This is a genomic window from Geodermatophilus amargosae (assembly GCF_900116515.1).
Lineage (GTDB): Bacteria > Actinomycetota > Actinomycetes > Mycobacteriales > Geodermatophilaceae > Geodermatophilus > Geodermatophilus amargosae.
This window is the reverse complement of sequence record NZ_FPBA01000003.1, coordinates 322,397-341,936: the sequence shown is the minus strand read 5'-3', so window position 1 is coordinate 341,936 and position 19,540 is coordinate 322,397. Positions and strand designations below refer to the sequence as shown.

The window sequence follows — 19,540 nt, the reverse complement described above, 5'->3', positions numbered from 1 at the left end:
CTTGCGCCTCACCCTCGAGTGTCCATCGGGCTTGAATGCCACCCCCCATCATCCCAGCCCGGAACCCGGAGGTCCTGGTGAGGCGACCCTTCCCTTGCTCCGTGGCCTCGGTCTCGGCGCGGGGCGGCGACCGGCGGGCCCCGTGCCTACGGTGGAGCGCGTGACCGGTGCCGTCCCCGACCCGCTGCCCGGCTGGCTTGCCGAGGCGCGGCGGATCACCGTCCTCAGCGGCGCCGGCGTCTCCACCGACAGCGGCATCCCGGACTACCGCGGCCCGAACGGCGTCTGGACCCGGGACCCCGACGCCGAGAAGCTCGTGACGCTGTCCTACTACGTGGCCGACCCGGAGATCCGGCGCAAGGCGTGGCGGATGCGCGCCGACCTGCGGGCCGGCGACGTCCGTCCCAACGCCGGGCACCGCGCGCTGGCCGACCTCGAGGCGCAGGGCCGGCTGCTCGCGCTGCTCACCCAGAACGTCGACGGGCTGCACCAGGCCGCGGGCTCCTCGCCGGAGCTGGTGCTGGAGCTGCACGGCACCGTGCACGCCGTCGAGTGCCTGTCCTGCGGCGACCGGACGTCGATGGACAGCGCCCTGGCCCGCCTCGACGCCGGCGAGGACGACCCGGCGTGCGCCGTCTGCGGCGGCATCCTCAAGTCGGCGACGGTGAGCTTCGGGCAGGCGCTCGACGAGCGGGTCCTCGTCGCGGCGGCCGAGGCGGCCGCCGACTGCGACGTCTTCCTCGCCGTCGGCACCTCGCTGGTCGTGTACCCGGTGGCCGGACTGGTCGAGATCGCCGCCGCGCACGGCGCCCGCGTCGTCATCGTCAACGCCGAGCCGACCCCGTACGACGGGCTGGCCGACCTCGTCGTCCGCGAGCCGATCTCGGCCGCGCTGCCGCGGTTGCTGGGGACGGCGTGACCCGCGCGGAGCCGGTGGGCGGGGCACGTCGGGAGGCCCTCCTCGGTCGCTACCGCGAGCTGGTGCTGCGCGAGCTGCCGCGGCGGGCGCGCGAAGGCCGCTGGGTGGTCACGAACGACCACTGCTTCGGCCGGATCGTGCTCGACCACGCCGTGGCGGGGCGCTGGTACGACGTCCTCGACCGCCGACGCTCCCCGGCCTTCGCCCAGCTGTCGGACGAGCAGCTGGCCGGTGCGGTCGCGCTGGCCGAGCGGGTGCTGGCCGAGGGCGACCCGCTGCTGCGCGAGCTGGACGCGCAGAGCCTCGCCTGGCGCGGCAAGCCGTCCAAGCCGGTGACGACGCAGCGGTGACGCTGCTCGTCGTCCACCTGGTGCTGACGGCGGCCTACGCCGGCTTCCAGTGGACCGTGCGGGGCGTCGTCTACCCGCAGTTCACCCAGGTGCCGGCCGCGGCGTTCCCCGCCTACGAGCGGGCGCACCAGCGGCGGATCACCCCCGTGGTCGGGCCGCTGTTCGCCGGGCAGGGCGTCACCACGCTGTGGCTGCTGGCCGCCCGGCCCGAAGGGGTCCCGCTTGTGCCGGTGCTCGTGGGCGGCGCGTGCCTGGCCGTCGTCCTCGGCCTCACCGGACTGCTGGCCGTGCCGCTGCACCGGCGCCTGGGGGAGGGGTTCGACGACGGCGCGTTCGCCCGGCTGCTGCGGGTGGACACCGTCCGCGCGCTCGCGGCGAGCGCCGGCACGGTCGCGGCCGCGTGGCTGCTGCTCGTCAGCGGCTAGCGTGACCCCGACCACGTCGAGCGGCTGACCGGGGCGCCGGCAGCCCTGCCACCGGGAGCCCGGCATGCGCGTGCCCTTGACCACCCGCGACTTCCTCGACCGCGCCGAGCTGGTCTACGGCGACCGGGTCGGCATCGTCGACGAACCCGCCCAGCCGGCGCCGTCGCTCGGCGAGGTGACCTACCGCGAGGTGGCCCGCCGCGGCCGCGCGCTGCAGGCCGGGCTCGACGCGCTCGGGGTGGGGGAGGGCGAGCGGATCGCGATCGTCAGCCACAACGCCGCGCGGCTGCTGGAGGTGCTGCTGGCCGTCCCGTCGTCGGGGCGGGTGGCGGTGCCGGTCAACTTCCGGCTCAACCCCGAGGAGGTCTCCTACATCGTCGGGCACTGCGGCGCGAAGGTGCTGCTGGTCGACCCGGAGCTGGAGACCTCGCTCAAGGGCGTGCGGGCCGAGCACCGGTTCGGCACCGGCGAGGAGTACGAGCAGCTGCTCGCCTTCGACGCCGAGCCGCGCGCGTGGAGCGAGCCCGACGAGGACGCCACCGCCACGATCAACTACACCAGCGGGACGACGGCGCGGCCCAAGGGCGTGCAGATGACCCACCGCAACATCTGGGTCAACGCGGTCACCTTCGGCATGCACATGCAGGTCAGCGACCGCGACGTCTACCTGCACACGCTGCCGATGTTCCACTGCAACGGCTGGGGCCTGCCGTACACGATGGCCGGTCTGGGCGCCCGCCAGGTGGTGCTGCGCAAGGTCGACGGCGCCGAGATCCTGCGCCGCGTCGAGCAGCACGGCGTCACGATGATGTCCGGGGCGCCGGCCGTCTGGAACGCCGTCCTCGAGGCCGCCGCCGACTGGGACGGCGAGGTCCCCGGCCGCGACCGGGTGCGCATCGTCGTCGCCGGGGCACCCCCGCCCTCGCGCACCATCGCCCGCGTCGAGGCCGAGCTGGGCTGGGAGTTCAACCAGATCTACGGCCTCACCGAGACCGCGCCGCTGCTCACGGTCAACCGCCCGCGCGCCGAGTTCGATGACCTCGACCCCGAGGAGCGGGCGAAGCGGCTCTCCCGCGCCGGTGTGCCGGCGCTGGGCACCCGCATCCGGGTCAGCGAGACCGGCGAGGTGCTCGCGCAGGGCAACACCGTGCTCGCCGGTTACTGGGAGAACCCCGACGCCTCGGCCGAGGCGCTCGAGGACGGCTGGTTCCACACCGGCGACGGCGGCAGCGTCGACGACGGCGGCTACCTGACCATCTCCGACCGCAAGAAGGACGTGATCATCACCGGCGGCGAGAACGTCTCCTCCATCGAGGTCGAGGACGCCGTGTTCAGCCACCCCGCCGTCGCCGAGGTCGCCGTCATCGGCATCCCCGACGAGAAGTGGGGCGAGCTGGTGACCGCGCTCGTGGTGCTCGCCGAGGGCGAGACCGCCACCGAGGAGGAGATCATCGCCCACTGCCGGTCGCGGCTGGCCGGCTACAAGGCGCCCAAGCGGGTCGAGTTCCGCGACGAGCTGGCCCGCACCGCCACCGGCAAGATCCAGAAGTTCAAGCTGCGCGAGTCGTTCTGGCAGCCCGGGGAGCGCCAGGTCCACTAGCAGTGAGCTGAGTCACCCGTCGACCCGCAGGGGTGGGGATCCCTCACCCCTGCGGGGGAGGGCCGTTCAAGGCCCTGCCCGACGGTCCCGATGCCCGGTCCGGATGGCGTCCGCACGGGCGCCCGAGGACGAGCGCCCGGCCTGTGCCGGCGCATCGGGAGGCATCGGCACGTGGGTACGGGAACGCGCACGCGACACCACCGCTGGGCGGTCCGGGCGGCCGGCACCGCGGTCGCCGGGCTGGTCGTCCTCGGGCTGACGGCGGGCACCGCCTCGGCAGCGCCCAGCGACGCCGAGATCGCCGCGGCGGAGGCCGCCCGCGACGAGGCCGCCGCCCAGGTGGGCGTGCTCAGCGCCCAGCTGGCCGAGGCGGAGGCCGCCGCCGCCGCGGCGCACCAGGGCGCGCAGATCGCCCTGCAGGACTACGAGCAGACCCAGGCCGCCTACGAGGCCGCCCGCGCCGCCGCCGACGCCGCCGTGGCCGCCGCCGCGCAGGCCGAGGCCGACGTAGCGGTGGGCGTCGCGCAGGTCGCCGGCTACGCCCGGACCACCTACATCCAGGGCAGCACCGCGCCCGCCGCCACGGCGCTGCTGTCCGCCGACGGCCCCGCGCAGCTGATCGAGCGCGCCGCGCTGCTCGAGGCGGCCGGGACCCACCGCGTCGACGTCGTCACCGAGCTGACCGTGCTGCAGGAGCAGGCCGAGCAGGCCGAGCAGCAGTCGCAGGCCGCGTCCGCCGAGGCCGAGGTGCTGCAGGAGCAGGCCGCCGTCGCGCTGGCCGACGCCCAGGCCCAGGAGAGCTCCGCCCGCGCGCAGACCGCCGCCCTCGCCGAGCAGCGCGACGCCGTCGCCGCGCAGGCCGAGGCCGCCGGCCAGGAGGTCGCCGGCATGCAGGCCGAGCAGGACGCCGCCGAGGCCGCCGCCGCCCAGGCCGCCGCCCGGGCCGCTGCCCGGGCCGCCGCGGCCGCGCAGACCGCCGCCCGGCCCGCCGCCCCCGCCCCGTCGACCGCCGCGGCTCCGTCGCGCAGCAGCTCGTCGAGCAGCTCCCCGTCGTCGTCCCCGTCCCCGTCCTCGTCGTCCCCGTCGTCCTCCGGTGGCTCGACGTCGTCGACCGGCGGGTCCTCGACCGGCAACCCGACGCCGCCGCCGACCACCACGGCCGGCGCTCCGTCGGCCTCGGCGGTGCAGACCGCGATCGCCGCGGCGCTCTCGCAGCGCGGCCTGCCCTACAGCTGGGGTGGCGGTGGCGCCAACGGCCCGAGCTACGGGATCGCTCCGGACACCCGCGTCTACGGCTTCGACTGCTCGGGTCTGATGGAGTACGCCTACGCGCAGGCCGGCATCCGGATCGGCGGCACCAGCCGCGACCAGTGGTGGAACAACCGCGACGCCACCGTCGCGCGGGGGGACCTGCGCCCCGGCGACCTGGTCTTCTGGGGCTCGGGCAGCTCGTACCTGTCGATCTACCACGTGGCGCTGTACCTGGGCGACGACAAGGTGGTCCAGGCGCCGCAGAGCGGGGACGTCGTCAGGGTGTCGACGATGTGGTTCGGCAGCGACTACTTCGGCGCCGTGCGGCCGACCGCTTGAGTCGGCAGCCGCACCGGGGAGTTGGGGCGTCGGGCAGCCACGGGGGGAGCTGCCCGACGCACCGACCACGCTAGCAGCCGCGCGCGCAGCGGTGCAGTGGATGCGCGCGCCACGTTCGCGCGTCCGCGGACGCCCGGCGCGTCGCCCGGCGCGTCGCGCCACCGGGCAGGGCCGGGGCCTCCGGCGTGCCCGCGCGCACGACGGACGGACTGCCAGCTCCGTGTAGGACACTGGCGGACGGGACGGGCGAGGAGCCCCGTCGCCGGCCCCCCGTGTCGCTGCCGTGACGCGGCCGGGGGCCGAGGACCGGCACGACAGGGAGCCCTGTGACCACCGCCGCCAGCACCCCGCTCGAGAAGCCCGCCGGCGCCAGCGCCGTGGGCGCCGGCGCGCCGGTCCCGCCCTCGGTGGACGCCGCGCGGCTGGAACGCGCACTGTTCGAGATCAAGCGGGTCATCGTCGGCCAGGACCGGCTCGTCGAGCGGATGCTGGTCGCCCTGCTGGCCCGCGGCCACGTCCTGCTCGAGGGCGTGCCCGGCGTCGCGAAGACGCTGGCGGTCGAGACCCTGGCCAGGGTCGTGGGCGGCAAGTTCGCCCGCCTGCAGTTCACCCCCGACCTCGTGCCCGCCGACATCCTCGGCACCCGCATCTACAAGGCCGGGCAGGACGCCTTCGACACCGAGCTCGGCCCGGTGTTCGCCAACTTCGTCCTCACCGACGAGATCAACCGCGCGCCGGCGAAGGTGCAGTCGGCGCTGCTGGAGGTCATGGCCGAGCGGCAGGTGTCGATCGGCGGCGTCACCCACAAGCTGCCCGACCCGTTCCTCGTGCTGGCCACGCAGAACCCGATCGAGTCCGAGGGCGTCTACCCGCTGCCGGAGGCCCAGCGCGACCGCTTCCTCATGAAGGTGCTCGTGGACTACCCGACGCCGGAGGAGGAGCGCGAGATCATCTACCGGATGGGCGCCAACCCCCCGGTGGCCGAGACGATCCTCGGGCCCGACGACCTGCGCCGCATGCAGCGCACCGCCTCGCAGGTGTTCGTGCACCACGCGCTCGTCGACTACGTGGTCCGGCTGGTCGTCGCCACCCGGCAGCCGCGCGAGCACGGCATGGACGACGTCGCCTCGTGGGTGTCCTACGGCGCGAGCCCCCGCGCCTCGCTCGGCCTCATCGCGGCCGGCCGTGCGCTGGCGCTGGTGCGCGGCCGCGACTACGTGCTGCCGCAGGACGTCCTCGACGTCACCACCGACGTCCTCCGGCACCGCCTCGTGCTCTCCTACGACGCGCTGGCCGACGGCGTGCCGGCCGACCACGTCGTCAAGCGGATCCTGCAGACCGTGCCGCTGCCCCAGGTCACCCCGCGGCAGCGCTCCGGCGGCTTCGGCCCGGCCGGCCCGGGCGGCCCGCAGGTCCCGCCGCCGGGGGTGCCGCAGTTCGGCCCGCCGCAGGGCGGCCCGCAGGGTCCCTACGGCCAGGGCTTCCCGCCCGTTCCGCAGCCTCCCGCCGGCCAGCCGGGCAACGGGCAGCTCCCCAACGGCCGGGCTCCCCACGGCCAGGCTCCCCACGGCCAGGCTCCCCACGGCCAGGCTCCCCACGGACAGGTCCCGAACGGACAGGTCCCGAACGGCCAGGTCCCCAGCGGCCAGGCTCCGCAGGGCCAGATCGGTCCCGGCGGCAACGGGCACGGCCCGGGGAACCCGCAGGCGTGATCCTGCGGCGCGGCCGGGCACGGGCGGGGGCGGACCCGGCCCCGCCCGCGGACGAGCCGGACGCCGGCGCACCGGCGGCTCCGGCACTCCCCACTCCGACGGTCGGGGACGCCGACGCGGATCCGCCGCACTTCGGCGAGGGGCCGGCCGACGTCCTGCTGCAGCGGCTCGAGCTCACCGTCCGGCGGCGGCTCGACGGGCTGCTGCAGGGCGACCACCTCGGCCTGGTGCCCGGCTCGGGCAGCGAGGCCGGCGACTCCCGGACCTACCACCCCGGCGACGACGTCCGGCGCATGGACTGGCCGGTGACCGCGCGCACCCAGGTGCCGCACGTCCGCGAGACGATCGCCGACCGCGAGCTGGAGACCTGGGCGGTGGTCGACCTGTCAGCGAGCCTCGACTTCGGCACCGGCCTGTGCGACAAGCGCGACCTCGCGATCGCCGGGCTGGCCGCCGTCAGCCACCTCACCGTGCGCGGCGGCAACCGGCTCGGCGCCGTCGTCACCACCGGCGAGCGTGTCGACCGCTACCCGGCGAAGCCCGGGCGGCTGGCCGCCGACCGGCTGCTGCGCGCCGTCGTCGCCACGCCGCGGGCCGCGACCGGGCGCCGCGGCGACCTCGCCGCCGCGCTGGAGACGCTGCGCCGCCCGCCGCGCCGCCGCGGGCTGGTCGTCGTCGTGTCGGACTTCCTCGGCGACACCGACTGGGAGCGGCCGCTGCGCGGCCTGGGCGCCCGCCACGAGCTGCTCGGCATCGAGGTGGTCGACCCGCGCGAGCTGGACCTGCCCGACGTCGGCCCGCTGACCGTCGTCGACCCGGAGTCGGGTCAGACCCTCGAGGTGCCCACCGGTGACCCGCGGTTCCGCGCCCGCTTCGCCGAGGCCGCGGCCGAGCAGCGGCAGGCCATCGCCGCCGGCCTGCGCCGCGCCGGCGCCGGGCACCTGCAGCTGCGCACCGACCGGGACTGGGTGATGGACGTCGTCCGGTTCGTCGCCGACCGCCGGCGCGCCGGCAGCGGCGGGGCGTCCCGGTGAGCACCCCCCGCAGTACGAGAGAGGCCCGCCCGTGAGTTTCCAGTCACCGCTGTGGCTGATCGCGCTCGTCCCCGTCGTCGCGCTGGCGGTCCTCTACGTGGTCCGCCAGATGCGCCGCCGGGTCTACGCGGCGCGGTTCTCCCAGACCGGGCTGGCGCAGAGCCTGCTGCCCAAGCGGGCCGGCTGGGTGCGGCACGTCGCGTTCGGCCTGACGCTGGCCGCGCTGCTGGGGCTGGTGCTGTCGCTGGCGCAGCCGAGCACGGAGGTCCGGGTGCCGCGGGAGACCGCCACCGTCGTCCTCGCGCTGGACGTCTCGCTGTCGATGCAGGCCGAGGACATCGAGCCCAGCCGGTTCGAGGCGATGAAGGACGCCGCCGCCGACTTCGTCGACATCCTCCCGGAGCGGATCAACCTGGGGCTGGTGTCGTTCTCGGGCACCGCCGCGACGCTCGTGGCACCGACCACCGACCGCGAGCAGGTGCGCGGCGCGATCCAGAACCTGGAGCTGTCGGAGGCGACAGCGATCGGCGAGGCGATCTTCACCTCGTTGACCACCATCACCACGTTCCAGTCCACGCTCGACGTGGAGGACGAGGAGCAGCTGCCGCCGGCGCGGATCCTGCTGCTCTCCGACGGCTACAACACCGTGGGCCGGGAGAACACCCAGGCCATCGCCGCGGCGCAGGGGGCCGGGGTGCCGGTGTCGACGATCGCGTTCGGCACCGACTACGGCTCGATCGAGATCGGCGGCGAGGTGACGCCGGTGCCGATCGACCGCGACGCGCTGCGGCAGATCGCCGACGAGACCGGCGGCCAGTACAACGAGGCCCGCACCCGCGCCGAGCTCGAGGCCGTCTACGACGACCTGGGCAGCCAGATCGGCTACACGACCGAGCCGCAGGACGTCTCCTACTGGTTCGTCCGGGTGGCCACGCTGCTGCTGGCGCTCGGGCTCGGACTCGCCGCCTGGCGACTGCAACGCCTGTTCTGAACGACGCGGTGGGCCCGGGACCGGCACGGTCCCGGGCCCACCGCGTCCGGCTCAGACCGTGAAGCCGCGCTGGCGGCGCACCAGCTTCTTCAGCATGAAGACCGTCTGCAGCACGGTGAGCAGGTAGAGCACCGGCCAGCCGATCGACAGGATGGCCGACTGGACGCCGATGCTCTGTTGGCTCCAGGCGAAGATCAGGACGACGAAGGTCGCCGCCGCGCACACCGCCGGCATCACGTACGCCGATCCGCGACCCCGCTCGGCCGCGGCCTGGGCCGCCCAGTTGTCCTTCTCGACACGGGCGAAGAACTGCACCCATGCGGTGACGAAGTGACCCATCCGGACCCACATGTAGAGCTCCGCCGGCGCCACGAGCGTGGCGTAGACGATGTCGACGGCGCTCTTGTCGTGCATCGACAGGGCGATGCGCAGGTTGAGCAGCGTGGCCACGGCCGGCGGGATGAGCCAGACCGGGTTGAACACGAACGCGTCGATCGACAGCGCCGCCGCGAGCAGCAGCAGGAAGCCCATGCGCGCGCCGATGTTGAAGACCATCGAGATGTTCTCGTACCAGCGCAGCCGCAGGTTCGGGTGCAGCGGCTGGCCCTTGCTGTCACCGCGCTGGCCCGGCCACAGCAGGTCGATGCCGCCGAAGTTCCACTTCACCTGCTGGCCGTGCAGCGCGCGCAGCGTGGTCATGGGGCCGACGAAGGCCCGGGCCCGTGCGCTGATCTTGGTGCTGAATCCGGCGTCCTTGATCTGCAGCGAGAGCTTGGAGTCCTCGACCTCCGAGTCGCGCACCCACGGCGCGGACTGGTGGTGGCGGTACATGACCGACTCGAGCGCGCGGACGCTGAACAGGCTGCACTGGCCGCCGAGCACGGCCATGTTCCGGCCGCGAACCAGGTTGTCCATGTTGAAGCCGGCGAACTGTGCACGCTGGCCGGCGACGAGGAACTTGGCCATGGCGCCGTGGACCTTCGACTTGTCGAACGTGTAGATCGCCGACAGCCCGCCGATGCGCGGGTCGGTGACCATCTCCTTCTCCAGCCACTCGACGCAGCGCCGGTCGAGGGTGGTGTCGCCGTCGACACCCAGGATGTAGTCGTGGCCGCGGCTGACGAAGTAGCCGTAGTTGAGCGCGCCGACCTTCTTGTCGGGGTTCTCGCCGATGTCGTGGACGTGGACGACGGTGCGGTACGTCTCGCCCTTGACGACACGGGTGTGCTCACCGACGAACTGCCCGGCGATCTCCGGGGTGTCGTCGTCGGTGTTGTTGATGACGACGTGCACGACGTCCGGGGGCCGGGTCTGCGAGAGCAGCGAGACGAGGACGTCGGCGATCGTCGACTCCTCGTTGTACGCCGGGATGACGCAGCTGATGGTGGCGTGACGCTGCTGCTCCTGCGCCTCCGTGCCGCCGAACTCGGCGGGCACCAGCGAGCTGATGTCGGGGACCTGCTGGCCACCGCGGGCCAACAGGTGCGCGCGGTCGGACGACCGTCGGTTGCCGTGCACGACGAGCTGGGTCATGAGGGGTCCTCCTGCAGGAGCGGCAGCTCGAGGGCGTCGAGCACGGTCTGGCGGAAGTAGCGCTCCGAGCCCGGCTCGGTCTCGACGAGCAGGTCGAACTGCACCGAGACGGTGAGCGACGTGGCCGTGGACGCCGTCCCCGGCAGACTGAGGGCGGTGGTGTAGCTGAACGGCGGGGTGAGCGCGAACTCCCCGCGGTCCTCGGCAGCGAGGGTGCGGGTGGTCCCGTCGTCGGTCGTGGCGGCGAACCGGGTGACCAGCACCTCGGTGTCGGCGTCGCCGCCCTCGACGTGTGCGGCGAGCTGGATCGTCTTGTCGTCGGCAGCGGTCCAGGCGGACGCCCGGTCGGCGGTCCAGTAGTCGATGACGACGGTGCGGTCGCCGGCCGCCAGGGTGCGGGTGAGCGAGCCGCTGTCCAGGTCGCCCGCCGGGCGGGTCGCCTCGGTCGTGGCCGCGGCAGCCTCCGTGGCCGTGCTCCCGTCGGTCGCGGTCTCGGCCGCCGGCGTCTCGTCGGTGACGGCGCTCTCGGCGGCGCTCTCCGCTGCTGCGGCGGACACGCCGGGGCTCATGCTCACGTCAGGCCAGTCGCAGCCGGTCAGGCCGGCGAGCAGCGCAGCGCCGACGGCGATCGTGGCCGCGCGGGATCGGGGTGTGGGTCGGGGCACGGTCCCCCCAGGGAGCGATCGGTGATCGCCGGGACCGGGCGCCGTTGCACACCCCCAGCAGTGGTCACGGATGACGCTACGAGCGGGGCGCGGGGAGCAGTAGGGGTCGTGACCCCTCGGGGGGACAGGCGCCACCGCCCGGAGAGAGCGAACCGTCCGGGCGGAGACGCCCGCTGACTAGCGGGTGGGATCGAGGACGAGCTTGCCGGTGGTGCGGCGGGACAGGATGTCCTGGTGCGCCTCGCGGACGGCGCTCAGCGGGTAGCGGCCGCCGCCGACCGGCTTCAGCGCGCCGTCGGCCACGAGCGGCAGCAGCTCGGTCATGGCGTCGTCCATCATCGACGGGCGGCCCATGCAGTGGGCCAGCCAGAACCCGATGACCGCGCGGCTGGTGCCCATGAGCGCCGGCGCCTGCACCGGCTTCGGCGGGCGGCGGCCGGCCATGCCGTAGGCCACCAGCCGGCCGAAGGGCGCCAGGGCGGAGAACGACCCGTCGAAGACGTTGCCGCCGGTCATCTCCAGGACGACGTCGACCCGCTTGCCGCCGTTGGCCTCCCGCAGCGCCGCGGCGAACGTCTTCGGGTCGTCGTCGGCCACAGCGGGGTCGACGGTGGCGTCGGCGCCGAGCTCCTCGGCCAGCGTCCGCTTCTCCGCGCTGGAGGCGGTGGCGATGACCCGCCCGGCGCCCCACCGCTTGGCCAGCTGGACGGCGAGCGAGCCGACCCCGCCGGCGCCGGCGATGACGACGACCGACTCGCCCGCGGCGAGGTGCGCGCTGGTGCGCAGCAGGTGCCAGGCGGTCGCCCCCTGCAGGACGACGGCGAGGGCCTGCTCGTCGGTGACGGCGTCGGGCACCGGCCAGGTCAGCCGCGGGTTGCCGGCGACCTTCTCGGCGTAGCCACCGCCCTCGACCAGGCCGACGACGCGCTCGCCACCGCCGGCGGGGCGACCGACGAACTCCGCGCCCGGGACCAGCGGCAGCTGCTGAGGCGCCAGGTAGCTGTCCTCGGTCTGGTGGGTGTCGGCGAAGTTGACGCCGGCAGCGCTCACCTCGTAGAGCTGCTGGCCGTCGCCGGGGACGGGGTCGGGGAGGTCGACGACGTCGAGGACCTCGGGGCCGCCGAAGCGGGTGATCTGCACGGCTCGCATGCCCGTCAGGCTAGGTCCCGGGGGAGGTGAGGACCCCGGCGGCGCCCGGCTTCGCCGTGCCGGCGACGTGCGCGGTGCGACGCACGTCGGTACGCCTTCATCCGGGTGACCGGCGCCGGCAGGCCGGAGCCCGTGTCGTGGCGAATGGTCACCGATCGGCGACGCGGACGTATCTGCGACCGCACGTCGAGCCTCCCTTGGGACGAAGGCCCGATCGTGCGCGGTCGTCGACCGTCGTCGGGACGAACACGGGCGGCTTCCGAGCGGTCGCCCGTGCTCAACGGGGTCATGACTGGAGCCTGATGGCGATGACGTCCTCGTCCGGAACAGGAACTCTCCCTCGTCGGGATCACCTCGTCGGCGCCGACCTGCACGTCCCGGTCGCCGGCGAGCCACGTCGCTACGTGGACCTCGACGCCGCGGCCACCACGTCGGCGTCGGAGGCGGTCGTCCGTGCCGTGGAGGAGTTCCTGCCGTGGTACTCCAGCGTCCACCGGGGAGCCGGGGCGAAGTCGCAGGTCTCCAGCGCCCGCTACGAGCAGGCTCGCGAGACCCTCGTCCGGTTCGTCGGAGCCGATCCTGCGACGCACGTCGCCCTGTTCCCGAGGAACACCACCGAAGGCCTCAACCTGATCGCCTTCCGGTTGGGTCTGACCCGGGACGACGTCGTCGTCACCACCGCGGTCGAGCACCATGCCAACCTGCTTCCCTGGCGGCGTCACGCACGGTTGCGGGTCGTCGACGTCGATCAGTCGGGGACCTTCGACGTCGCCGCGGTGGTCGCCGCCCTCGACGAGCGACCCACGCCACGCGTGTTGGCGGTGTCCGGGGCGTCCAACGTCACCGGCTGGCTGCCCGACCTCGCCGCACTCGCAGCGGCGGCCCGTGACCGCGGTGTGCTGGTGGTGGTCGACGGGGCGCAGCTGGTGCCGCACCGGCAGGTGGAGATGGCGGCGCTCGGGATCGACGTGCTCGCCTGGTCCGGTCACAAGATGTTCGCGCCCTTCGGCGCGGGAGGCCTGGTACTGGGACGACGGCTGCTCGCCGACGGTGAACCCTTCCTCGTCGGGGGTGGGTCGGTGAAGGCGGTCTCGTACGAGGAGGTCGTCTGGGCCGACACGCCCGACCGGGACGATGCGGGCTCGCCCAACGTCGTCGGCGTCGTGGCGCTCGCCGCGGCCGCCGAGGAGCTGCGCGCCGGTCGCGAGCGGAACCGGATCCAGGAGGAGGCACTCGTCCGTGCGTTGGACGACGAACTCGCCACCGTTCCCGGGCTGCGTCGCCTGGGGCCCACGTCCGGCGACCGGCTTCCCGTGGCCGCCTTCGTCATCGACGGTGTGCACCACGGGGAGGTCGCTGCCAGGTTGGCCCGGGAGCACGGCATCGGAGTACGCAGTGGGTGTTTCTGCGCGCACCCCTACATCGGCCGTCTGCTCGCACTCACCCGGAGCGAGGTGGAGCAGTTCCACGAGGACGCCCGGGCGGACCTCCACGACAGGCTCCCGGGAGCAGTGCGCGTCAGCTGCAGCTCGGCCACCCCGCTGGCCGACGTCGCCGTGCTCGGAGAAGCCCTGCGCGGCATCGCCGGTCCCCTGCCGGGACGACGCCCGAGCCCGGCGTGCTCCGATGACCGATCAGCGCCCGTCGTGACCTGACTGCGCGGACCGGCGGTGGTGCGTGTCGGGAGAGTCGACGCCGGCCGCGCTCACCTCGTGCAGCTGCTGGCCGTCACCCGGGACGGGATCGGGCAGGTCGACGACGTCGAGGACCTCGGGGGCCGCCGACGAGGGCGATCCGCACGGCTCGCACGCGCCCGAGGCTTGCGCGCCACCGGCACGCAAGGGCTCCACGGGCCGACAGCGGACGGCGCACGAGGCAGTCCTGTACGGGCAGGCCCCCGAGACCAGGTGGTGAGGGTCGCCGGAGGGCTCACTCCCGCCTCGAGCCGACGGTCCCCCCGAGCAGGGGAGGGCCGGCCCCGCCGGCGGGGTACTCCAGCAGCGGCACGGCGTCCTGCGCCCACGCCTGCAGGACCGGATCGACGATCCGCCAGGCCTGCTCGGCCTCCTCGCCGCTCACCGAGAGCCGGGTCCCGCCGGACAGGAGGTCGGTCAGGACCTGGCCGTAGGCGGTGCGCTCGCCCGGGGCTGCCACCTGCGCACCGGGCGGCCGGCCCTCCTCCGGCGCGTCCAGCTCGATCCACGACCGGTCGGCCGCTCCCCGCTCGGCGTCGCACGGGTCGCACGCCGGCGCGGCGGTGCGGAAGTGGAGGGCGATTCCCTTGCGGGGCGTTCCGAGTGCCTTCCCGGTGCGCAGCACGAACCGGGTGCCGGTCCACCGCGGGGTGTCCAGCTCCAGGAGCACCTCGGCGTAGGTCTCGGTGCCGCGAGCGGGGTCGACGCCGTCCTCGTCGGTGTACCCGGGCACGGTCCGACCGCCGGTGGCGCCCGTCCCGCTCAGCGTCCCGGCGGTGTAGCGCGCCCGTCGGCTCCGGGCGGGGATCTCCGCGGCGGAGAGCACGCGGACCGACCGCAACAGCTCCAGCTTGGCCGCGTGCAGGTCGCCCTCGGTCTGCCGAGCCGGCAGCTCCATCGCGACGAGGGTCAGGACCTGGAGCATGTGGTTCTGCATCACGTCCCTGACGGCACCGGTCCGGTCGTAGAAGTCCGCCCGGCCCTCGAGCCCCAGCGTCTCCTCCCACAGCACCTCGACCTCCGCGATGGCGGCGCTGTCCCAGACGGGTGCCAGTGGGCGGCCGGGCGCGCGCAGGTCCAGCAGCGCCTGCACCGTGGGCATCCCGAGGAAGTGGTCGACGCGGAACGCAGCCTCCTCGACGCCGCCGGTCACGCGGGTGAGCAGGCCGTTCAGGGCCGCCGCGCTAGCCAGGTCGGTGCCGAACGGCTTCTCCACCGCGATGCGGCTGCCGGCCGGCAGGTCCGCGTCGCCCAGAGCGCCCAGCATCGCGGGGAACACCGCCGGGGGCAGGGCCAGGTAGACGGCCACCGCCGCGCGGTCAGCGGCATCGTCGTCGTCGAATGCCCGTGCCGCGGCGGCGACGGTGCCGGCCGCTGCGGGGTCGACCGCCCGGTACCGCAGGCGGCCGACCAGGGCGTCCCGCACCGTGGCCGGAACGTCCCCGGCGTGCTCGCGCAACCGGGTGGCCACGTGCGAGCGGAACGTCCGGTCGTCCCAGTCCTGCGCGGCGCCGCCCACGACCTGCAGGCCGTCGGGCATCCGGCCGTCGGCCGACAGCCGGGCGAGCGCCGGCAGCAGGAACCGCCCGGCGAGGTCGCCCGTGGCACCGAGCAGGAGCAACCGGTCGATCACCGGTGCTCCCGGGGGACGGGAACGGCGGGGAGTCGGCTGCGTCCGGGCCACGGGTCCGGTCGCGGGGACGGCGGGGCGGTGACCATGGCCCGACCATCCTCCCCGAGCCCCGCGACGGGCGCCCACGCGGCAGGGGAGCCCTCTGCGCGGGGCGGCCGGAGCGCGGTGGACCGCCCGCCGGCGGCTGCCCCGTGTGGTTGGGACCGTTCCCGGCTGGGGAACGTGCCGGCAGACCGGGAGCGGTCGCGGTCGCCCGTGCGGGCCCCGGCAGCCCGGACAGGACCACCCTCGGAGAGGAACAGCATGCCCACCTGGCTCATCACCGGCTGCTCGACCGGGCTCGGTCGAGCCCTCGCCGAGGCGGTCATCGGGGCCGGCCACCACGCCGTGGTCACGGCGCGCGACGAAGGCACGGTCGCCGACCTCGTGGAGCTGGCGCCGGACCGCGTGCTGGGCGCGGCGCTGGACGTCACCGACCCGGCGCGGGCGGCAGCCGTCTCCCGACAGGCCGAGGAACGCTTCGACGCCGTCGACGTCCTGGTCAACAACGCGGGGTATGGCTACCGCGCCGCGGTCGAGGAAGGCGAGGACGCCGACGTCCGTGCGTTGTTCGAGACCCACTTCTCCGGGTCGGTGACCATGATCAAGGCGGTCCTGCCCGGGATGCGGGCGCGCCGGGCGGGGGCGATCGTCAACGTCTCGTCGATCGGGGCGCACGTCACCCCGCCGGGATCGGGCTACTACGCGGCGGCGAAGGCGGCACTCGAGGGGATGTCCGGCTCCCTGCGCAGCGAGCTGCGTCCGCTGGGCATCTCGGTGACGGTCGTCGTGCCCGGCGGGTTCCGCACGGACTTCTCCGGTCGCTCGCTGACCCAGTCCCGGAACGCGATCGACGACTACGCCGAGACGGCGGGCAGGCGCCGCAAGGAACACGACGCCACGCACGGGACCCAGCCGGGCGACCCGGCGCGGGCCGGCCGGGCCGTCCTCACCGCCGTGGAGTCCGCCGATCCGCCGGCGGTGCTGCTGCTGGGCAGCGACGCCCTGACCAGCTACCGGCAGGTGCTCCGCACGGCCCTCGCCGAGGCCGACGAGTGGGAACAGCTGAGCGTCAGCACCGACTTCCAGGACTGATCCCCGGGGCTCGAGCGTCTGGGCGTGGTCGCGGCGGCCCCTTGGCCGTGGCCGGAGACGTCGCCGGCGAGTGGTCGAGCGCCGGCCCTGCTCCCTCTGCCTACCTCCCCTCGGTACGGGTAGGTGTCCGGCGTGTCCGACTTCGAGATCACCGTCCTCGTCCTGGCCGAGCACGAGGTCTTCCGGCGGGAGTTCGCGGCGCTCGAGGACCTGTCCGGCCAGGAGCTCGCCGCTGCGTGGGAGGCGCTGCACGCCAGGCTGGAGGTGCACGCCGTCGCCGAGGAGCAGCTGTTCTACCCGCTGCTCGCCCAGGAGGCGGACGGCGAGGAGGAGACGGCGGAGGGCGTGCACGACCACAACGAGATCCGGCACGCCGCGGCCGCCGTCGAGGAGCACGAGGTCGGCAGCGAGGACTGGTGGGAGGCGGTGCGCACCGTGCGGCAGGTCAACGCCGACCACATGAGCGAGGAGGAGACGGACTTCTTCCCTCCGTTCAAGGAGGCCGTCGACGACGAGCAGCGCGAAGCCCTCGGGATGCGCTGGCTGGCGTTCCACGACGAGCACGAGCAGGCCGACGGGCTGTCCGGCGAGGACGCCGAGGTGGCCGAGGTGGTCGCGACCGAGGTGCCGGAGGGCGACCCGTCCCTGTGAGCTCGCCGCTCCTCTCCCAGGCGACCAGGTGTTCGGCCGGACACGTGGTCGTCAACGCTCAGGAGTTCGCGGTGGTGCGCCGGGGGTCCGGGCACGTCCCGGGCGACCGGCGCACGTGTCGCCGGGCGGACGCCGGGTAGTCGCCGGTGCCAGCGGCGGCAGGACGGGAGTCCTGGGGCCGGACGACAGTGACCCGGTGCTCGCGCCCGGTGCTCGGACCGTTCGAGGATACCGTGTGCCCCGTACCCGGCTCCGTGCGGTCGCGGCGGGGACGTCGTGAGCCTGCTGCCGCGCGCACCGTCCGAGATCGAGGTCGTGGCCCACCGCGGCGTCTCGGCGGAGGCCCCCGAGCACACTCTCGCGGCCTACCAGCAGGCGCTGACCCTGGGGGCGGACGCCGTGGAGTGCGACGTCCGCATGACCCGCGACGGCGTCCTCGTGTGCGTGCACGACCGCCGCATCAACCGGACGTCCACGGGCCGCGGTGTGGTGTCGGCGCTGGACCTCGCCGAGCTGGAGCAGCACCGCGTCGTCCGCCGGCGACCACGGGGCGCCGGGATCCGGGGTCGGCCGCCGCGACCCGCGGTCGAGGAGGACGACGACGAGCCCGACGAGGACGCCGGGCGGGTGCTCACCCTGGACCGGTTGCTGGAGTACGTGACGGCCTCGCCCGGGCGCGTGCGGCTGGCGATCGAGACCAAGCACCCGACCCGCCACGCCGGTCAGGTCGAGGCGGCCCTGATCACGAGCCTCAGGCGGTTCGGGCTGCTCGCCGGTGGGCGTCCGCTCGAGTGGTCCGGGCGTCCGGCGGTCCGGGTCATGAGCTTCTCCCCGACGGCACTGCGGCGGGTCCGAGTCCTGGCGCCGGATCTCCCCACGGTGCACCTCGTCCGCCAGATCCTGCCGCGGACGCGGACACGGACCGTCCCCCCGGCCGGCACCGCCGTCGGTCCGTCGCTCGCGTTGTTGCGCCAGGACCCGGGCCTGGTCGGACGGCTGCACCGGGCCGGCCTGCAGGTCCACGTGTGGGTGGTCAACCGCCCACGCGACATGCACTTCGCGCTGTCCCTGGGGGTCGACGCGATCATCACGGACGAGGCCGCGGTGCTGATGCACCTCCTGGGACGGGACGGACCGCGGCCCTCGACGCGCACGGGCTGACAGTCGTCGGCGACGGGTGCACGACGGCTGCAGGAGCCCGGCCGGGCCCGGGCACCACGAGAGGGGAACCCGGCCGGGTCGTGCCGTGTCCCTACCAGGGCACGATGCCGGCGTCCTCGAAGGACCCGCCCGTGGGTCCGCCGTCGGGCAGGGTGGCCAGGCGGATGGGGGTCGCAGCGCCCTCGGCCGGGGTGCGCACGCCGCGAAAGCCGTTCAGGTCGGTCGCGACGTAGCCCGGACAGGCGCAGTTGACAAGGACGCGGTCCCGGTGAGCAGGAACGGCTGCTGCGCACCGGCCGCGCCGACGTGGCGATCCTCCACCGGCCGTACGACGAGACGCGCGGACTCGACGTCGAGGAGCTCGTCACCGAGGGGCAGGTGGCGGTGCTGCCGGCCGGCCACCCGCTGGGCACCCGCGGGGAGCTGTCCGTGCACGACCTGGCCGACGTACCGGATCTGCCCGCACCCCGCTGGCCCGGCCCCGACGGCGCCTACCCGGCCGGCCCCGGCCCCGAGGTGCACAGCTCCACGCAGCTCCTGCAGCTGGTCTCCCTCGGCAGGACCATCATGGTGGCGCCCGACTCGGTCCGGGCGCAGCTGCACGACGACGTGGTCGCCGTCCCCGTCGCGGACGCGCCGCCGGTCACCACCGTGATCGCCTGGCCGCCGCACAGCCGTTCCCGGGCGGTCGCCGACCTCGTGCGGACGGCGCTCCGCCTCTGACCCCGTCCCGGACGATCAGGGCCGGTCGCCGCCGGCCGGCTCGGGCCAGCCGGCCAGGGAGCCGATCCAGGCGAGCGCGAGCCAGGCGCCGGTGAGCGACCCGGTGCCGGTGCCGTCGGTGACCTCCAGCTGCCACGGCGCAGCTGCCTGGCGCGGCCGCCGCGAGCCGGTGCCCGGCACGGCGCGGACCACCCGCCAGGACCGGACCGGCAGCGCCCGGGGCGGGCGTCCCGCCGCGACCGCCCAGACGCCCTCCCGTGAGGCCGCCACCACCTCGCCCGGGGCGGATGCCGGCCAGTGCAGCCGGACGACACCCAGGTCCAGGTAGGCGGCCGGGTCCGCGGGCACCGTCCAGCTCGGGCGGCGGGCACCACCGGCAGCGTCCGCGCCCAGGGTGACCACGGCGGAGACGGCGTGCAGCACGACGCCGAGCACCCGTCCCGCGCGGGCCCCGGACGTGGCGTCCTGCACGCGCCATCCGACCAGGCCGCGCAGCTCCGCCTCGCTCACCCGGCCAGCCTGCCGCACGACCTGCGACAGCACGCGCTGGACGACGGGAGGTCGAGACGCCGAGGA

At 74.7% G+C, this 19,540-nt stretch carries 17 protein-coding genes and 1 pseudogene; 13 read left to right on the top strand and 5 right to left on the bottom strand.

From position 1 onward, the window contains the following. Positions 1 to 160: 160 nt before the first annotated feature. The 8 genes from BM414_RS06885 (at position 161) to BM414_RS06850 (ending at position 8,621) form a co-directional block, all read left to right on the top strand. Positions 161 to 919, top strand: coding sequence for an SIR2 family NAD-dependent protein deacylase (locus tag BM414_RS06885; protein ID WP_093578667.1), 759 nt, complete (start codon positions 161 to 163; stop codon positions 917 to 919). Next, entirely contained in the window at positions 916 to 1,269 is a 354-nt protein-coding gene (locus BM414_RS06880; protein ID WP_245784542.1) for a hypothetical protein, read from the top strand. Before BM414_RS06885 ends, BM414_RS06880 begins: the two co-directional genes overlap by 4 nt. Next, a complete protein-coding gene (locus BM414_RS06875) occupies positions 1,266 to 1,694 on the top strand; it encodes a DUF1772 domain-containing protein (RefSeq protein WP_093578666.1) in 429 nt (142 codons plus the stop codon). Before BM414_RS06880 ends, BM414_RS06875 begins: the two co-directional genes overlap by 4 nt. A gap of 64 nt (positions 1,695 to 1,758) precedes the next feature. Further along, positions 1,759 to 3,294, top strand: coding sequence for an AMP-binding protein (locus tag BM414_RS06870; RefSeq protein WP_093578665.1), 1,536 nt, complete (start codon positions 1,759 to 1,761; stop codon positions 3,292 to 3,294). A gap of 171 nt (positions 3,295 to 3,465) precedes the next feature. Then, on the top strand, positions 3,466 to 4,884 hold the full coding sequence (locus BM414_RS06865; protein ID WP_245784541.1) for a C40 family peptidase: 1,419 nt from the start codon (positions 3,466 to 3,468) through the stop codon (positions 4,882 to 4,884). Between the two features lie 326 nt (positions 4,885 to 5,210). After that, positions 5,211 to 6,596, top strand: a complete 1,386-nt coding sequence (locus BM414_RS06860) for an AAA family ATPase (protein ID WP_245784540.1) — start codon at positions 5,211 to 5,213, stop codon at positions 6,594 to 6,596. Continuing rightward, positions 6,593 to 7,630, top strand: coding sequence for a DUF58 domain-containing protein (locus BM414_RS06855; protein WP_245784539.1), 1,038 nt, complete (start codon positions 6,593 to 6,595; stop codon positions 7,628 to 7,630). Before BM414_RS06860 ends, BM414_RS06855 begins: the two co-directional genes overlap by 4 nt. 31 nt (positions 7,631 to 7,661) lie before the next feature. Next, positions 7,662 to 8,621 carry a VWA domain-containing protein gene (locus tag BM414_RS06850; RefSeq protein WP_139245728.1) on the top strand — a complete coding sequence of 320 codons (960 nt, stop codon included), beginning with the start codon at positions 7,662 to 7,664 and terminating at the stop codon, positions 8,619 to 8,621. Positions 8,622 to 8,672: 51 nt separating this feature from the next. Here the strand turns inward: BM414_RS06850 and BM414_RS06845 are convergent, their stop codons facing one another. From BM414_RS06845 to BM414_RS06835, 3 genes are all read right to left on the bottom strand, one after another. Then, positions 8,673 to 10,154 carry a glycosyltransferase family 2 protein gene (locus tag BM414_RS06845; protein ID WP_093578663.1) on the bottom strand — a complete coding sequence of 494 codons (1,482 nt, stop codon included), beginning with the start codon at positions 10,152 to 10,154 and terminating at the stop codon, positions 8,673 to 8,675. Next, on the bottom strand, positions 10,151 to 10,819 hold the full coding sequence (locus BM414_RS06840; protein WP_093578662.1) for a hypothetical protein: 669 nt from the start codon (positions 10,817 to 10,819) through the stop codon (positions 10,151 to 10,153). Before BM414_RS06840 ends, BM414_RS06845 begins: the two co-directional genes overlap by 4 nt. Positions 10,820 to 10,996: 177 nt before the next feature. Beyond that, positions 10,997 to 11,968 carry a quinone oxidoreductase family protein gene (locus BM414_RS06835; RefSeq protein ID WP_093578661.1) on the bottom strand — a complete coding sequence of 324 codons (972 nt, stop codon included), beginning with the start codon at positions 11,966 to 11,968 and terminating at the stop codon, positions 10,997 to 10,999. Positions 11,969 to 12,276: 308 nt separating this feature from the next. On the opposite strand from BM414_RS06835, the gene BM414_RS06830 reads away from it, so the two are divergent. Continuing rightward, positions 12,277 to 13,623 carry an aminotransferase class V-fold PLP-dependent enzyme gene (locus BM414_RS06830; protein WP_175551456.1) on the top strand — a complete coding sequence of 449 codons (1,347 nt, stop codon included), beginning with the start codon at positions 12,277 to 12,279 and terminating at the stop codon, positions 13,621 to 13,623. A 274-nt stretch (positions 13,624 to 13,897) separates the two neighbouring features. Here BM414_RS06830 and BM414_RS06820 read toward each other — a convergent pair whose 3' ends face one another. Continuing rightward, entirely contained in the window at positions 13,898 to 15,295 is a 1,398-nt protein-coding gene (locus tag BM414_RS06820; RefSeq protein ID WP_093578659.1) for a glucose-6-phosphate dehydrogenase, read from the bottom strand. A gap of 303 nt (positions 15,296 to 15,598) precedes the next feature. Here BM414_RS06820 and BM414_RS06815 point away from each other — a divergent pair, with 303 nt between their 5' ends. The 4 genes and pseudogenes from BM414_RS06815 to BM414_RS06795 form a co-directional block, all read left to right on the top strand. Further along, entirely contained in the window at positions 15,599 to 16,429 is an 831-nt protein-coding gene (locus BM414_RS06815) for an oxidoreductase (RefSeq protein ID WP_093578658.1), read from the top strand. 132 nt (positions 16,430 to 16,561) lie between these two features. Beyond that, positions 16,562 to 17,080 (top strand): hemerythrin domain-containing protein, encoded by a 519-nt coding sequence (locus BM414_RS06810; protein WP_175551455.1) that lies wholly within the window; start codon positions 16,562 to 16,564, stop codon positions 17,078 to 17,080. Positions 17,081 to 17,356: 276 nt separating this feature from the next. Then, positions 17,357 to 18,241 (top strand): glycerophosphodiester phosphodiesterase, encoded by an 885-nt coding sequence (locus BM414_RS06805; protein WP_217644581.1) that lies wholly within the window; start codon positions 17,357 to 17,359, stop codon positions 18,239 to 18,241. 279 nt (positions 18,242 to 18,520) lie between these two features. After that, positions 18,521 to 18,964, top strand: a pseudogene (locus tag BM414_RS06795) (LysR substrate-binding domain-containing protein); the annotation flags it as partial. Between the two features lie 15 nt (positions 18,965 to 18,979). On the opposite strand, the gene BM414_RS06790 reads toward BM414_RS06795, so the two are convergent. After that, a complete protein-coding gene (locus tag BM414_RS06790; protein ID WP_139245727.1) occupies positions 18,980 to 19,474 on the bottom strand; it encodes a hypothetical protein in 495 nt (164 codons plus the stop codon). Positions 19,475 to 19,540: the final 66 nt, after the last annotated feature.

Bases quoted from the DNA above. Each gene is read 5' to 3' on its own strand.
- BM414_RS06870 (WP_093578665.1), top strand. From the start codon at position 1,759: ATGCGCGTGCCCTTGACCACCCGCGACTTCCTCGACCGCGCCGAGCTG.
- BM414_RS06845 (WP_093578663.1), bottom strand. From the start codon at position 10,154: ATGACCCAGCTCGTCGTGCACGGCAACCGACGGTCGTCCGACCGCGCG.
- BM414_RS06835 (WP_093578661.1), bottom strand. From the start codon at position 11,968: ATGCGAGCCGTGCAGATCACCCGCTTCGGCGGCCCCGAGGTCCTCGAC.
- BM414_RS06830 (WP_175551456.1), top strand. From the start codon at position 12,277: ATGACGTCCTCGTCCGGAACAGGAACTCTCCCTCGTCGGGATCACCTC.
- BM414_RS06815 (WP_093578658.1), top strand. From the start codon at position 15,599: ATGCCCACCTGGCTCATCACCGGCTGCTCGACCGGGCTCGGTCGAGCC.